This is a genomic window from Dietzia sp. CH92, assembly GCF_032248695.1.
GTDB lineage: Bacteria > Actinomycetota > Actinomycetes > Mycobacteriales > Mycobacteriaceae > Dietzia.
In genome coordinates this window covers 90,123-103,179 of record NZ_JAVHXC010000003.1, presented here as the reverse complement: position 1 = coordinate 103,179, position 13,057 = coordinate 90,123, and the positions used below count along the sequence as shown (strand labels likewise).

General features: G+C 70.4%; 15 protein-coding genes. 7 read left to right on the top strand and 8 right to left on the bottom strand.

Annotation, left to right across the window (positions count from 1 at the left end; translation table 11 throughout):
• The first annotated feature begins 2 nt into the window (after positions 1–2).
• Positions 3–986, top strand: a complete 984-nt coding sequence (locus tag RWK90_RS06900; protein ID WP_314036144.1) for a glycosyltransferase — start codon at positions 3–5, stop codon at positions 984–986.
• A 229-nt stretch (positions 987–1,215) separates the two neighbouring features.
• Entirely contained in the window at positions 1,216–1,494 is a 279-nt protein-coding gene (locus RWK90_RS06895) for a WhiB family transcriptional regulator (protein WP_314036142.1), read from the top strand.
• A gap of 32 nt (positions 1,495–1,526) precedes the next feature.
• On the opposite strand, the gene RWK90_RS06890 is transcribed toward RWK90_RS06895, so the two are convergent.
• Entirely contained in the window at positions 1,527–2,024 is a 498-nt protein-coding gene (locus tag RWK90_RS06890) for a hypothetical protein (protein WP_314036140.1), read from the bottom strand.
• Between the two features lie 2 nt (positions 2,025–2,026).
• On the bottom strand, positions 2,027–3,265 hold the full coding sequence (locus tag RWK90_RS06885) for a fatty acid desaturase (protein ID WP_314036138.1): 1,239 nt from the start codon (positions 3,263–3,265) through the stop codon (positions 2,027–2,029).
• Between the two features lie 111 nt (positions 3,266–3,376).
• On the opposite strand from RWK90_RS06885, the gene RWK90_RS06880 reads away from it, so the two are divergent.
• From RWK90_RS06880 to RWK90_RS06865, 4 genes are all read left to right on the top strand, one after another.
• The gene (locus tag RWK90_RS06880; RefSeq protein WP_314036136.1) at positions 3,377–4,111 is read left to right on the top strand and encodes an amino acid ABC transporter ATP-binding protein; all 735 of its coding nucleotides are present in this window, start codon (positions 3,377–3,379) and stop codon (positions 4,109–4,111) included.
• A gap of 57 nt (positions 4,112–4,168) precedes the next feature.
• On the top strand, positions 4,169–4,990 hold the full coding sequence (locus RWK90_RS06875) for a glutamate ABC transporter substrate-binding protein (protein ID WP_314036134.1): 822 nt from the start codon (positions 4,169–4,171) through the stop codon (positions 4,988–4,990).
• A 115-nt stretch (positions 4,991–5,105) separates the two neighbouring features.
• Positions 5,106–5,768 (top strand): amino acid ABC transporter permease, encoded by a 663-nt coding sequence (locus RWK90_RS06870; protein WP_314036132.1) that lies wholly within the window; start codon positions 5,106–5,108, stop codon positions 5,766–5,768.
• On the top strand, positions 5,765–6,595 hold the full coding sequence (locus tag RWK90_RS06865) for an amino acid ABC transporter permease (protein WP_314036130.1): 831 nt from the start codon (positions 5,765–5,767) through the stop codon (positions 6,593–6,595). The genes RWK90_RS06870 and RWK90_RS06865 overlap by 4 nt, the downstream gene beginning before the upstream one ends.
• A 96-nt stretch (positions 6,596–6,691) precedes the next feature.
• Here the strand turns inward: RWK90_RS06865 and RWK90_RS06860 are convergent, their stop codons facing one another.
• The 3 genes from RWK90_RS06860 to RWK90_RS06850 all read right to left on the bottom strand — a co-directional run bounded on the left by RWK90_RS06860 (position 6,692) and on the right by RWK90_RS06850 (position 8,633).
• Positions 6,692–7,468, bottom strand: coding sequence for an SDR family NAD(P)-dependent oxidoreductase (locus RWK90_RS06860; RefSeq protein ID WP_314036128.1), 777 nt, complete (start codon positions 7,466–7,468; stop codon positions 6,692–6,694).
• Between the two features lie 78 nt (positions 7,469–7,546).
• Entirely contained in the window at positions 7,547–7,975 is a 429-nt protein-coding gene (locus tag RWK90_RS06855; RefSeq protein WP_314036126.1) for a VOC family protein, read from the bottom strand.
• A gap of 85 nt (positions 7,976–8,060) precedes the next feature.
• Entirely contained in the window at positions 8,061–8,633 is a 573-nt protein-coding gene (locus RWK90_RS06850) for a maleylpyruvate isomerase N-terminal domain-containing protein (RefSeq protein ID WP_314036124.1), read from the bottom strand.
• Positions 8,634–8,763: 130 nt separating this feature from the next.
• Between RWK90_RS06850 and htpG the strand changes: the two genes are divergently transcribed.
• Positions 8,764–10,806, top strand: a complete 2,043-nt coding sequence (gene htpG / locus RWK90_RS06845) for a molecular chaperone HtpG (RefSeq protein ID WP_314036122.1) — start codon at positions 8,764–8,766, stop codon at positions 10,804–10,806.
• Between the two features lie 80 nt (positions 10,807–10,886).
• On the opposite strand, the gene RWK90_RS06840 is transcribed toward htpG, so the two are convergent.
• The 3 genes from RWK90_RS06840 to RWK90_RS06830 form a co-directional block, all read right to left on the bottom strand.
• Positions 10,887–11,510, bottom strand: coding sequence for a hypothetical protein (locus RWK90_RS06840; RefSeq protein ID WP_314036120.1), 624 nt, complete (start codon positions 11,508–11,510; stop codon positions 10,887–10,889).
• A gap of 213 nt (positions 11,511–11,723) precedes the next feature.
• On the bottom strand, positions 11,724–12,248 hold the full coding sequence (locus RWK90_RS06835; protein WP_314036118.1) for an O-acetyl-ADP-ribose deacetylase: 525 nt from the start codon (positions 12,246–12,248) through the stop codon (positions 11,724–11,726).
• Positions 12,245–13,036, bottom strand: coding sequence for a phosphatase PAP2 family protein (locus RWK90_RS06830; RefSeq protein WP_314036116.1), 792 nt, complete (start codon positions 13,034–13,036; stop codon positions 12,245–12,247). The genes RWK90_RS06835 and RWK90_RS06830 overlap by 4 nt, the downstream gene beginning before the upstream one ends.
• Positions 13,037–13,057 lie beyond the last annotated feature (21 nt).

Genomic DNA, 13,057 nt, shown 5'->3' with positions numbered 1-13,057 from the left:
TCGTGATCGGCGTCTACGTCCACAATCGCGGTCGCGGGCACCTGCACCGGGTGCTGCCGGTCGTCTCCGCGCTGCGGGACAGGGGTGAGGAGGTCACGATCCTCCTCGTCGGGCCGCTGGACGAGACCGTCCGCCCGCCGGGGACCCGGGTGGTCCACCTGCCCGCGGACGAGCCGGTCGGGGGCGGCGTCGGCCTGGCCACGCGCCTGCGTGCCGTCTCGTGGATCGAGGAGGCGGGCCCGGAGGCGTTCTGGGTGGACTCCTCGCCCGCGATGACTCTGGCCGCGCGCATGACGGGCGTGCCCGTGGTGAGCACCCTGCAGCCGGGCGGGCGGGACGACGAACCGCACCTGCTCGGGTGCCGCTCGGCCGCGCGACTGATCGGGGCGTGGCCGCCGGGGGCGCACCGCGAGACCGTCGCCAGGGCGGGGGGCCACGTCAGCGAGATCGGCGGGGTGTCCCGTTTCGAGCGGCGTGACCCCGAGCCGCGGGATCGGCGTCGTGTCCCGCGGGTGGTCCATCTCAACGGCGCCGCCGAGGTGGGAGACCACCGCTTCTGGCGCGCCGTCCGCACCACGGCCGGGGACCTGGGGGTCGCGGAGTGGCTCGAGGTGGGCGGTCCGGACGGGGTGTGGCACGAGGATCCGTGGCCCGAACTGTGCTCGGCGGACGTCGTGGTGACGGGTGGCGGGCAGGCGTCGGTGGCGGACGCGGCGTGCGCTGACGTGCCACTGGTGGTGGTCCCGGGTCGCCGTGAGCACGGGGAGCAGGACGCCACCGCCGGGGCGTTGGAGGAGATCCCGGGGGCGGCCGTGATGCGCTACGGCGACGGCCCCACGGCGGTCGCGCACGCCGTCTCGGCGCAGGTCGACAGGTCCCTGTCCGGTGAGACGTCCGGGATCCGGGCGCGGTGGGGGATCGACGGCGCGGCGGCCCGTGCGGCCGAGGTGATCCGGACGACGACGAGGGCGACCGTCCCGGGATGACCCGCCGGGGCCGGGAACGCCGAACCGGCGGGCGGTGGGCAACTTCTCACGTACGTGAGATTTCTGCCATAGACCCAGCGCAACCTCTTGACAGCATCGTGAGCGTCTCGATATAGGACCGCAGTCCGCCCGCGGGCGCCGATTTTGCTGACAGGATGGCTGTAGTAACCGCCAGGCGAACCTTCAGTGCTCAACTCGGGTACTTCGCGACGGCGGGATCGGAGGGCAGATGCCCAGATATAGAAACCTTCTGCCGACCGCGGACTTCTGGTCGTGGCGTGACAACGCGGCGTGCATCGGGCACGAGGACCTGTTCTACAGCCTCGAGGAGGAGTCGAAGGGCGAGCGCCGCAAGAAGGAGGACAAGGCCAAGGCGGTCTGCGCGACCTGCCCGGTGTTCGACACGTGCCGCACGTTCGCGCTCGAGACCAAGGAGTTGTACGGCGTGTGGGGCGGCCTCACCGAGGCCGAGAGGCACCGGATCTCCGGCCGCCACCGCACCGGTTGACCCGGTGATCCGCGCGATCGAGCGTGCGGGTCCTAGTTCTGATCCCCAGGGGTCGCCTCGTGTCCGGGGCGGCCCTTCGTCCTGTTGGCCTCTTTCATCTCCGCCTCGTGGACGTGTCGGCGACCGCCGGTGAGTTCCTCGCGCACCGCGCGGTCGACCTCGCGCGCGGTGGTCCAGAAGCCGTCGTCGAACTCCTCCACCATCTGGAACGTCCACCGGCCGTGGAGGACGTTGACGCCCACGACCTCGGTGCGGATCCGTTCGGCGAGCTCCGTCCGTCCGATCTCGTCGAGCTTGTCGGCGGCCTCCTGCAGGAGGATGTCCGCGCGCCCGATGAGCTGGTGCAGGTCGTACAGGCGCCCACGGGCCCGCTCGATGTACTCGATCGCCTCGCCGACGGTGCCGGCCGCCTCGATCTCGGCGTCCGTCGCGCCCTCCGGGCGGCTGTGTGTCCGGTCGACGCTGGGGGTCCCGGTGTCCGGTCCCGCGGCGGTGTCGTCGGTCTTGTCGTCATTGTCGTCGTGTCCCACGGTCACACCGTCCGGGTGATGCGCCGCAGCTGACGCGGATCGGTGTGGTGCTTGAGGGCGGTCACCAGGCCGGAGCGTCGCCCGTCGCGCGTCTCGTAGGTCCGGGGCTCCCCCGCGAACATCTTCTCGGACCGCGTCTCCGGGGCGTCGTCGGCCGTGGCCTTGAGGAACCGGTTCGGCAGCGACAGCTTGGCGATGGTCCGCCACGACTGCCAGTACTGCATGTACAGCGGGCCCGTGGTGTACGGCAGGTCCCAGCGCCGGCAGACGTCCTGCACCTTCTCCGAGACCTCCGCGTACCGGTTGGACGGGATGGTGGGGAAGAGGTGGTGCTCGATCTGGAACGACAGGTTGCCGGACATGAAATGGGTGAGCTTGCTGCCGGTGAAGTTGGCCGAGCCCAGCATCTGCCGCAGGTACCACTGCGCCTGCGTCTCGTTCTCCAGGTCCTCGAGCGTGAACTTGTCGGCACCGTCCGGGAAGTGCCCGCAGAAGATCACCGCGTTGGACCACAGGTTCCGGATGACGTTCGCGGTGGCGTTGGCCGTCAGGGTGGTCTTCCAGTCCGACCCGGACAGGATCGGCCACCACACGTAGTCCTTGCCCACCTGCTTGCGGGCCTTGCGCAGGAACTGCCCAATGCGCTTCTTCTGCTCGGGCCACCCGGAGGAGTTGATCGTGCCGGGGGCGATCTCGAGGTGCTGGACGCCCACGCCCCACTGGAACGCGAACGCGAGCATGGTGTTCCACACCAGGTTGAGCGAGTTCGCGGGGTGCCACGGCTGGTCGCGCGTCACCCGCACGACGCCGTACCCGACGTCGTCGTCCATCCCGACGATGTTGGTGTACTTGTGGTGGTGGTAGTTGTGCGTGGCCTTCCAGTGCTCGGACGTGCCGACGATGTCCCACTCCCACGTACTGGAGTGGATGACCGGGTCGTTCATCCAGTCCCACTGGCCGTGCATGACGTTGTGGCCGAGCTCCATGTTCTCGATGATCTTCCCGGCGGCCAGCATCCCGGTGCCGAGCACCCACGCGGGCCGGTAGCCGGAGAACAGCAGGACGGCGCGGCCGCCGGCCACGAGGCCGCGCTGCAGTCTGATGGTGTTCTGGACGTAACGCCGGTCGCGGTCGCCGAGCGAGTCCACGACCTCCTGGCGGATCGCCTCGAGCTCCTCGCCGATGGCCTCTACGTCGTCGGCGCTGAGATGGGCGTACTCCCTGACATCTGATATCGCCATGTGGGCACGGTACGCACCGGTGTGGCCCGTGTCGACCGGTCCGATGCGCCGTCGCGGACACGTCCGCGGTCTTGGGGTGGAGGAGGCCCCGAGACCTCTATAGTTCTTCACATGGCTCTCGTCGAGATCTCAGGCGTCAACAAGCACTTCGGTGACTTCCACGCGCTCAAGGACATCAATCTGTCCATCGAGCAGGGGGAGGTCGTCGTGGTGATCGGGCCCTCGGGCTCCGGTAAGTCGACGTTGTGCCGCACCATCAACCGGTTAGAGACCTTTGAATCGGGGTCCATCACCATCGACGGCAAGGAGCTGCCGGAGGAGGGCAAGGCCCTCGCCAAGCTGCGGGCCGACGTGGGGATGGTGTTCCAGTCCTTCAACCTCTTCGCCCACAAGACGATCCTCGAGAACGTCACGCTGGGGCCGATCAAGGTGCGGAAGCAGTCCAAGGCCGAGGCGGAGAAGCGGGCGATGGAACTCCTCGCCCGCGTCGGTGTGGACCACCAGGCGTCCAAGTACCCCGCCCAGCTCTCGGGCGGTCAGCAGCAGCGTGTGGCGATCGCCCGGTCGCTCGCGATGGACCCCAAGGTCATGCTCTTCGACGAGCCGACCTCCGCGCTGGACCCGGAGATGATCAACGAGGTCCTCGACGTCATGACCGGCCTGGCCAAGACGGGCATGACGATGGTCGTGGTGACCCACGAGATGGGCTTCGCCCGCAAGGCCGCCGACCGCGTGATCTTCATGGCGGACGGCGAGCTGGTCGAGCAGGCCACGCCGGACGAGTTCTTCACCAATCCGCAGAGCGCCCGGGCCAAGGACTTCCTGTCCAAGATCCTGTCGAACTAGAAGGGGCCGTCCGCGGACCCGTACGAGACCCATCCATCCCACCCACGAGGAGTACTCATGAACATCCGACGGATCGGAGCGGCCGCCGCGGCCGTGTCCCTGGCGCTCGGTCTGAGCGCGTGCGGCAGCGACGACGGCGGGGACGGGGGCAACCAGCTGAAGGTCGGCATCAAGTTCGACCAGCCGGGTCTCGGCCTCAAGGAGGGCAACGACTACACCGGCTTCGACGTGGACGTCGCCCGCTACGTGGCGGAGAAGCTCGGCACCTCCGAAGGTGACATCGAGTGGGTGCAGGCCCCGAGCGCCCAGCGCGAGACCCTGCTGGAGACGGGCCAGGTCGACATGATCGTCGCCACCTACTCCATCACCGACTCCCGCAAGGAGAAGGTCGGCTTCGCCGGTCCGTACTTCATCGCAGGCCAGGACCTCCTGGTCCGCGCGGACGACGACTCGATCACCGGGCCGGACTCCCTCGACGGCAAGCGCCTGTGCTCGGTCACCGGCTCGACCTCGGCCCAGACGGTCAAGGAGCAGGTGCCCGGCGTGAACCTCCAGGAGTTCGGCACCTACTCCGAGTGCGTCTCGGCGCTGGTGTCCAACGCGGTCGACGCCCTGACCACGGACGACACGATCCTGGCCGGCTACGCCTCCCAGGACCAGTACCAGGGTCAGCTCAAGGTCGTCGGCGCGCCGTTCACCGAGGAGCGGTACGGCATCGGCATCGCCAAGGGCGACACGGAGAAGTGCGAGCAGATCAACGAGGCCATCCGCGAGATGATCTCCGACGGCAGCTGGGACTCCGCGGTCGAGGAGAACCTCGGCGCCGCCGGGTTCACCCCGGGCGAGGGTAACCCGCCGGAGCCGGACGCCTGCGCCTGATCTGAACTGATCCGAGCCGGCCGGGTCGACTCCCGACCCGGCCGGCACCCGTCCCCTCCACCCCGCCGCACGCGGCGGGGGCGGGGGACCGGCACCCCATCACGGAAGGTGGACCATGGGCGACATCTTCGCCGACTACGACGTCCTCGGGGCGGTCTGGGTGACGATCCAGCTCTCGGTCCTGGGCACCATCGGCGCTCTGATCCTGGGAACGATCGTGGCCGTCCTGCGCGTGTCCCCGGTGGCGGTGCTGCGCGGGCTGGGCACCTCCTACGTCAACACGTTCCGGAACCTGCCGCTGACGCTGCTCATGGTCTTCAGCATCCTGGGACTGTCCTTCATCCTGCAGCTCTCGGTCTCCGACGACTTCGCCCGCAACGCGTTCTGGTGGGCGGCGATCATGCTGGCGATCTACCACGCGGCCTACATCTGCGAAGCCCTGCGCTCCGGCGTCAACACCGTGCCGGTGGGGCAGGCGGAGGCCGCGCGCTCCATCGGCCTGGGCTTCGGGCAGTCGCTGCGTGAGGTCATCCTGCCGCAGGCGTTCCGCGGCGCGATCGCCCCGCTCGGCTCGGTGATCATCGCCCTCATCAAGAACTCCACCGTCGCGGCCGTCATCGGCGTCGGCGACTCGGCCGGCCTGCTCCAGGTCATCACCGAGAACGAGGGCGCGAGCCTGCCGACGTTCTTCTTCTTCGCGATGGTCTTCGTGGTCCTCACCCTGCCGATCGGCCTGTGGACGACCTCCCTCTCCCGGAAGCTGGCGGTGAAGCGATGAGCACCCAGGCAGTCCTGTTCGACGCGCCCGGCCCCAAGGCCCGGCTGCGGCACAAGATCCTCACGGTGATCGGCGCGATCATCGCGCTGGGCATCGCCTACGTCATCTACCTCCAGTTCGAGAGGGCCGGCCAGCTCAAGGCCTTCATGTGGGAGCCGTTCGTCACGGACCCCGAGGTGTGGACGTCGTACCTCATCCCCGGCCTGCGGGGCACGTTCACCGCGGCCGCGATCTCGATCGTGCTCGCAGTGGTGTTCGGCCTGCTGTTCGGCATGGGCCGGCTCTCGCCGTTCGCCCCGCTGCGGTGGTTCTGCAGCGTGATCGTCGAGTTCTTCCGCGCCGTGCCCGTGCTGCTGATGATGGTGTTCGCCTACTTCGGCTACTTCGCCACGTCCAACCTCGTGCCCAACCAGCACGCGCCGCTCGCCGCGGTCGTCACCGCGCTGACGCTCTACAACGGTGCCGTCATCGCCGAACTCGTGCGATCAGGTGTGCATGGTCTGCCCAAGGGGCAGTCCGAGGCGGGACTGTCGGTGGGACTCACCTCCGGGCAGGTGCTCCGGTCGATCCAGCTCCCCCAGGCCCTCACGGCGATGCTCCCGGCCCTCGTCGGCCAACTCGTCGTCATCCTCAAAGACTCCGCACTGGGCTACGGCATCACCTACCTGGAGCTGCTCAACTGGTCCAAGACCCTGGGCTCCGCGTACGCGAACACGGTCCCCGCGTACATCGTGGCGGGTCTGTTGTTCATCCTCATCAACTACTCGCTGACCAAGTTCGCGGTGTACCTCGAGGGCCGGATGAAGAAGCGGCGCGCCAAGGCCTGACCCGCCGGACGCGCCGCTACGCCCGGGCGCGACGAGAGGGGCCCCGCCGGATTCGATCCGGCGGGGCCCCTCTCGTCGTGAGCGGACCTGGTCAGGTCACTTGGGTGGCATCCGGATGCCGCCGTCGACGCGGATGGTCTCGGCGTTCATGTACGGGTTGGTGAGCAGTTCCATGACCATGGACGCCAGCTCGTCGCCCGAGCCGAGGCGCTTGGGGAACAGGACGCTCTCGCCCAGCTTCGCCTTGAAGGCGTCCGAGTCCGGGCCCTCGCCGTAGATCGGGGTGTCGATCAGGCCCGGCGCCACGGTGTTGAGTCGGATGCCGGCGGCGGACAGGTCGCGGGCGACCGGGAGGGTGAGGCCGACGATGCCGCCCTTCGAGGCGGAGTACGCGGCCTGACCGATCTGCCCGTCGAACGCGGCGACGGAGGCCATGTTGACGATCGCGCCCCGCTGGCCGTCCTCGTCGGCCTCCTGGGTGCTCATCTTGGTGGCGGCCAGGCGCAGCATGTCGAACGAACCGATGAGGTTGATGTCGATCACCTTGCGGAACGAGTCCAGGTCGAAGGCCGACGAGTACTCGCCATCGCGGCCGATCGTGCGCTGCGCCCAGCCGATGCCGGCCGAGTTGACGAGGAAGCGCAGGGGACCCAACTCGAGGGCCGCGGCGACGGCCTTCTCGTTGTCCTCGGTCCGGGTGACGTCGACGGCGACGAAGGTGCCCCCGACCTCCTTCGCGAGGGCCTCTCCCTTCTCCGCGTTGAGGTCGGCGACGACCACCTTGGCGCCCTTGGCGGCGAGTTGACGGACGACGGCGGCACCGATTCCCGACGCCCCGCCCGTGACGATGGCACTAGCTCCAGAGATCTCCATGCGTGCACCGTAACAAGCGCGGGCGATGGATACGGGTGTCTTCCGCCGGGCGCCGCCGCGATCGGGCTCGCGGGCCGGTCAGTCGCCGGTGCCGGGGACCACCACGTCCCAGCGGATGCCGAACCGGTCGTGGACCTGCCCGTAGCGATCGCCCCACGGCGCGACCTCGAACGGCATCGCCATCTGCCCGCCGGTGTCGGTGACCTTGCCGAGGAAGGCGCGGGCCTCGTCCTCCGTGTCGAATCCGAGGAGGAACGAGTAGACGTCGTTACGCGGCTCGGGGAGGGCCTCGCCCATGGCGTCGCCGCCCGTGAGGGTGATCCCCGGGGCCTCGAGGGTCGCGTGGGCCACCGAACCGTGCGGGGGATCGAAGGGGAAGTCCTCGGTCGAGGGGAACTGGTCGTAGGTCATCAGGTTGAGCTCTCCGCCGAAAAGCTCCCGGTAGTACGGGAACGCCTCGGCGGCGTTGCCCGGGAAGGAGATGTACGGGGCGCAGGTCATGGACATCTGACGCGGCCTCTCGTCGTGGGCGCCCCCTGCCGGTGCGGCCCGGTACCGACCACGCTAGACCCGGGGTGTGCGGCGCGTCACGTTAAATCTCGCGGCCGGACAGGGCGAGGAGCCGGGCGCGGGCGTCCGCCCCGATCGGCACCGGTCGTGCCTCGGCGAACACGTCGAACTGCCGCATCAGCTCGACCACGTCCCGGGCGTGCGCGACGGTCCAGGCCGCGAGTTCCTCGGCCTCCTCCGACTCCCACGTGGCCGGGTCGAGATCGTGGGCGTGGACCAGGAGCTCGAACACGCGCAGCGCGAGCAGGTCGCGCACGGGGATCTCCGCCAGCCGGTGCTGGACGAGGGCGTCCGCGTCGCGCGCCCGCGCGAGTTCCTTCCGCAGGCCCGCCGCGGTGCGGTGGAGCGCGGGGACGGGCTTGTCGCCCGCGTGGTCTGCGGTGCGGGTCCAGCCGATCTCGGACTCCGGCAGCCTCGGGAAGTAGGCGGCGTACCGCAGCCCGCCGCCCAGGACGTGGTTGGCGACGTCGCGGCGGGACCAACCGGGGCAGGCGGCGCAGTCGCCGTCGAGCGGGGACGCCAGCGCGCGTCCGAACAGGGTCGTGGCCCGGTCGAGGACGTCGAGGTCCTCCGCGGGCAGTGGGGACGGGGTCATGGGCGGCACCTCACGTCGAGGAATGTCAGAGGCCCACACTAGGTTGATCCTGACGGCGTGAACAGGCGCACCGACCGCGTGCCGCCGCCCGCGCCCGATGCGACGTGACGAGAAAGGACCGATACCCGACATGAGCCCGCAGACCTCCGGTGCCGCCGAGACCCGGGAGTTCCAGGCCGAGACCCGGCAGCTGCTGGATCTGATGATCCACTCGATCTACTCGAACCCGGACACCTTCCTTCGTGAGGTCATCTCCAACTCCTCCGACGCGCTGGACAAGCTCCGCCTCGCGGCGTTGCAGGACTCCTCGCTCGGGGTGGACACCTCGGACCTGCACATCGAGCTGATCCCGGACGCGGCCGCGCGCACGCTGACCATCCGGGACAACGGCATCGGCATGTCCCGTGACGAGGTGGTGGACCTCATCGGCACGCTCGCCAGGTCGGGCACCGGCCAGATGCGGGAGGCGCTCGCGGCGGCCCGGGCCGCCCAGGAGTCCGGTGAGGTGTCCGAGCAGGCCACCGCGGACCTCATCGGCCAGTTCGGCATCGGCTTCTACTCGACGTTCATGGTGGCGGACACGGTCACGCTCGTCACCCGCAAGGCCGGGGAGACCGTGGGGACGCGGTGGACCTCGAGCGGCGAGGACACGTACACCATCGAGGAGGCCCCGGACGCCCCGCAGGGCACCTCGGTCATCCTGCAGCTCAAGCCCGCGGGCGGGGACGCGGCGCTGCCGGACTACGCCGAGGAACACACGCTGCGCCGCGTGGTGCGCACCTACTCGGACTTCATCGCGTGGCCCATCCGGATGGATGTCGAGCGCCCGGCGCCGGAGGCCGGGGAGGACGAGGAGGGCGCGGCCGACGGGGAGTCCGGCGACGCCCCGGCGGGTGGCATCGTCACCGAGACGGTCACGCTGAACTCGCAGAAGGCCCTGTGGACCCGGCCGAAGTCGGAGGTCACGGACGAGGAGTACGCGGAGTTCTACCGCCACATCTCGCACGCGTGGGACGAGCCGCTGGAGACCATCACCCTCAAGGCCGAGGGCACGTTCGAGTACCAGGCGCTGCTGTTCCTGCCCACCCAGGTGCCGTTCGACCTGTTCTCCCCGGACACCAAGCGCGGCGTGCAGCTGTATGTCCGCCGGGTGTTCATCATGGACGACTGTGAGGAGCTGGTCCCGCCGTTCCTCCGCTTCGTCAAGGGCATCGTCGACGCGCAGGACCTGTCCCTCAACGTCTCCCGGGAGATCCTGCAGCAGGACCGGCAGATCCGGGCGATCCGCAAGCGTCTGGTCAAGCGCGTCCTGCAGACCATCGAGCAGATCAAGGCGGACCGGCCCGAGGAGTTCCGCAGCTTCTGGGCCAACTTCGGGGCGGTCCTCAAGGAGGGCCTGATCTCGGACGTCGACGCGCGCGAGCAGCTGCTCGCGGTGAGCACGTTCGCCTCCACGCGTCCCGCCGGCGCGTCGGAGGACGTGTCGGCGGGCGAGGGCGAGGCGACGGGCGACGACGCCGAGGTGGGCACCACCATCGCCGAGTACATCTCCCGGATGGTCGACGGGCAGGAGGAGATCTACTACCTCACCGGCACGTCCCGCGCGGCGGTGGAGAACTCCCCGCACCTGGAGGCGTTCCGTGCCCGCGGCGTCGAGGTCCTCATCCTCACCGACCCGGTCGACGAGGTGTGGGTGGACGCGGTCGGCCAGGTCGAGGGCAAGCGCCTGCGGTCGGTGGCCAAGGGCGACGTGGACCTGTCCGGCATCGGCTCGGAGGTCGAGGAGGGCAAGGACGAGCCCGACGCCGCCGAGTTCGCCGACCTGGTCACCTGGCTGGGCGAGGAGCTGTCCGACGAGGTCAAGCAGGTGCGTCTGTCCCAGCGCCTCACCGAGTCAGCGGCGTGCATGGTCGGCGACGAGTTCGACATGACTCCGCAGCTGGAGGCCATGTACCGCGCCTCGGGCATGGAGCTGCCGGTGAGCAAGCGGATCCTCGAGCTCAACCCCACGCACCCGCTGGTGGAGCGGCTGCGCGCGCAGCACGCCGAGGACCCGGCGGCGCCCGGGCTCAAGGACACCGCCCGGCTGGTCGCCGGCGCCGCGGTCCTCGCCGAGGGCGGCACGCTGTCCGACCCGGCCGCGTTCGCCAAGCTGCTGGTCGACCGCATCTGACCGCCCCCGCCGCCCCGCAGGTCCGCACCACGGATCCTGCGGGGCGGCGGTGTCCGCCTCGGTCCCGCCCCGCGCGTCGGTCAGGGGGTGCGCGCGGACACCGGGACCGTGGACGCCTCGACCCGGGTGCCGCGGCGGCCGCCGCCGAGGTAGCCGCAGGCCAGCCCGATCGCCGCGCCCGCCGCGGTCTCCAGGGGCGTGTGATGACTGATCCGCACCCGGGCCCACGCGACCGGCGGCACCAGCGTCAACAGTCGCCAGTATCGGGGCGACAGCTCGCGGGCCAGGACCGCCACCACCCCGGACAGCACCGCCGTGTGGAACGAGACCTTCACCCGCAGCGTCGCCGCCCCGGCCACACCCAGGGCGATCAGGGCGGCCCGCGTCATCCGGCGCAGCTCATCGGGGGCGCCGCGTCGGTGCTGGGCGGCGAGCAGCGTCGCCACCGACACGGCGATCCCGGCGATCACCAGCGGCCGGTCCTCCCGCCGTGTGACGTGATGATCGGATAACGCCCTGCGCCGCACCCGCCACGCGATCGCCGACTGCGGCAGCACGCCCAGCCCGGCCGCGGTCGCGGCGCCCCACGCGGTCGAACCCACCCGCCGGCCGAGATGGACCGACCCGACCGTCAGCACGACCCACGGGGCGCAGATCTCCGTCAGCACCACCGCCGGCAGGGCGCCGCGAGCCGGGCCGTCCACCCGGTCCGCCGGAATCCGTGTCCCGCCCGCGTCCACAGCCATCCCGCCCCCGAATCCGCTACTCCGCCTCGACATCCGCTACTCCCACAGGGGTAGCGAATCCGGAGGGAGAGTAGCGGATCCGGGGTGGGGCGGGGATGCGCGGGCGGCGCCGGGGTGGGGCGGGGGAGTGCGCGGCGGAGCTGGGCGGGGATGCGCGGGCGGCGGGGCCGGTCAGGTGAGCAGCGACTCGGCCAGGCGCAGGGCCTCGGCGTCGAAGAGCACCAGCGTCGCGGTCTCGACCCCGGTCCCGGTGGCGGTCAACGTGTCGAGCGCCGTGCGGATCGCGTCCTGGCGCGGCCAGCCGTAGGCCCCCGCGGAGATCAGCGGGAACGCCACCGTTCGCGCGCCGAGCTCGTCGGCCACCGCCAGCGAATTCCGGTAGCAGTCGGCCAGCAGCCGGGCCCCGTCCTGATCGCGGCCGTGGATCGGACCGACCGTGTGGATGACCCATCTCGCGGGCAGATCACCGGCGCCGGTCGCGACGGCCCGGCCGGTCGGCAACCCGTCCGGCAACCGGCGGGACCGGAGCTCACGGCACTGCGCCAGGATCGTCGGCCCGCCCGCGCGGTGGATCGCCCCGTCCACCCCACCGCCCCCGAGAAGGGAACTGTTCGCCGCGTTGACCACCGCGTCCACGTCCATCCGCGTGATGTCGCCGCGGCACATGTCGATGCGGGCGCGCCTCGTCGTCGTCATACTCTCCCCCTACGGAGGGCCCCCGGCTCCGGCGTCCGGTCGAGGCGGTCCATCAACCACATGATCGTGGCCACCTCACCCACCCACGCCAGGCTCACACACCACCCCGCCAGGATGTCGCTCGGGAAGTGCACCCCCAGATACATCCGGGTCCCGCCCACGGTCGGCACGTACACCGCGGACCCGGCGATCACCGCGGCGCGCCACCGCGTCGGCCACGCCAGGACACACGCGCAACCCGCCAGGGCGGCGCTCGCCATGGCGTGACCGCTCGGGAACGAATAGCTCTTCTCCTGCACGATGTGCGTGAAGAACGTTGGCCGGTCGCGGCGGTAGAGGGCCTTGAGCACCGTGTTGATGATCGTCGAGCCCACCAGCGACACCGTGAGCAACGCCGCCGGGCGACGGCTGCCCCGCACCGACACCAGATACGCCGACGTCGCCAACGCGAACAACGGCACCGCCGTCACGCCACCGAGCTCGGTCAGCACCCGCACGACCCGCGTGGTGCGCGGCGAGTGCTGCCGCTGCACCCACATCATCACCGGCTGGTCGAACGGCAGCTTGGCGCCGCTGCGGATCCGCTCCGCCAACTCCACGAACCCGATCACCGGCGTCGCGAACCCCACGAACGCCACCCCGAAGATCGCCCACGTCCCGCGCGGCAGCGGCACGTCCTGCCGGTCGACGATGCTGCCCAGCACCCCGTCCGACGGATACAGGCGACGCAACACGTCCCTCGCCGAGGACAGGGCCCGGGCGCCACGGGTGGTCGTCGTGAGCGACATGTCCCCCAGACTAGGCGGGCC

Bases quoted from the DNA above. Each gene is read 5' to 3' on its own strand.
- RWK90_RS06895 (WP_314036142.1), top strand. From the start codon at position 1,216: ATGCCCAGATATAGAAACCTTCTGCCGACCGCGGACTTCTGGTCGTGG.
- RWK90_RS06885 (WP_314036138.1), bottom strand. From the start codon at position 3,265: ATGGCGATATCAGATGTCAGGGAGTACGCCCATCTCAGCGCCGACGAC.
- RWK90_RS06880 (WP_314036136.1), top strand. From the start codon at position 3,377: ATGGCTCTCGTCGAGATCTCAGGCGTCAACAAGCACTTCGGTGACTTC.
- RWK90_RS06875 (WP_314036134.1), top strand. From the start codon at position 4,169: ATGAACATCCGACGGATCGGAGCGGCCGCCGCGGCCGTGTCCCTGGCG.
- RWK90_RS06870 (WP_314036132.1), top strand. From the start codon at position 5,106: ATGGGCGACATCTTCGCCGACTACGACGTCCTCGGGGCGGTCTGGGTG.
- RWK90_RS06865 (WP_314036130.1), top strand. From the start codon at position 5,765: ATGAGCACCCAGGCAGTCCTGTTCGACGCGCCCGGCCCCAAGGCCCGG.
- RWK90_RS06860 (WP_314036128.1), bottom strand. From the start codon at position 7,468: ATGGAGATCTCTGGAGCTAGTGCCATCGTCACGGGCGGGGCGTCGGGA.
- RWK90_RS06855 (WP_314036126.1), bottom strand. From the start codon at position 7,975: ATGTCCATGACCTGCGCCCCGTACATCTCCTTCCCGGGCAACGCCGCC.
- RWK90_RS06850 (WP_314036124.1), bottom strand. From the start codon at position 8,633: ATGACCCCGTCCCCACTGCCCGCGGAGGACCTCGACGTCCTCGACCGG.
- htpG (WP_314036122.1), top strand. From the start codon at position 8,764: ATGAGCCCGCAGACCTCCGGTGCCGCCGAGACCCGGGAGTTCCAGGCC.
- RWK90_RS06835 (WP_314036118.1), bottom strand. From the start codon at position 12,248: ATGACGACGACGAGGCGCGCCCGCATCGACATGTGCCGCGGCGACATC.
- RWK90_RS06830 (WP_314036116.1), bottom strand. From the start codon at position 13,036: ATGTCGCTCACGACGACCACCCGTGGCGCCCGGGCCCTGTCCTCGGCG.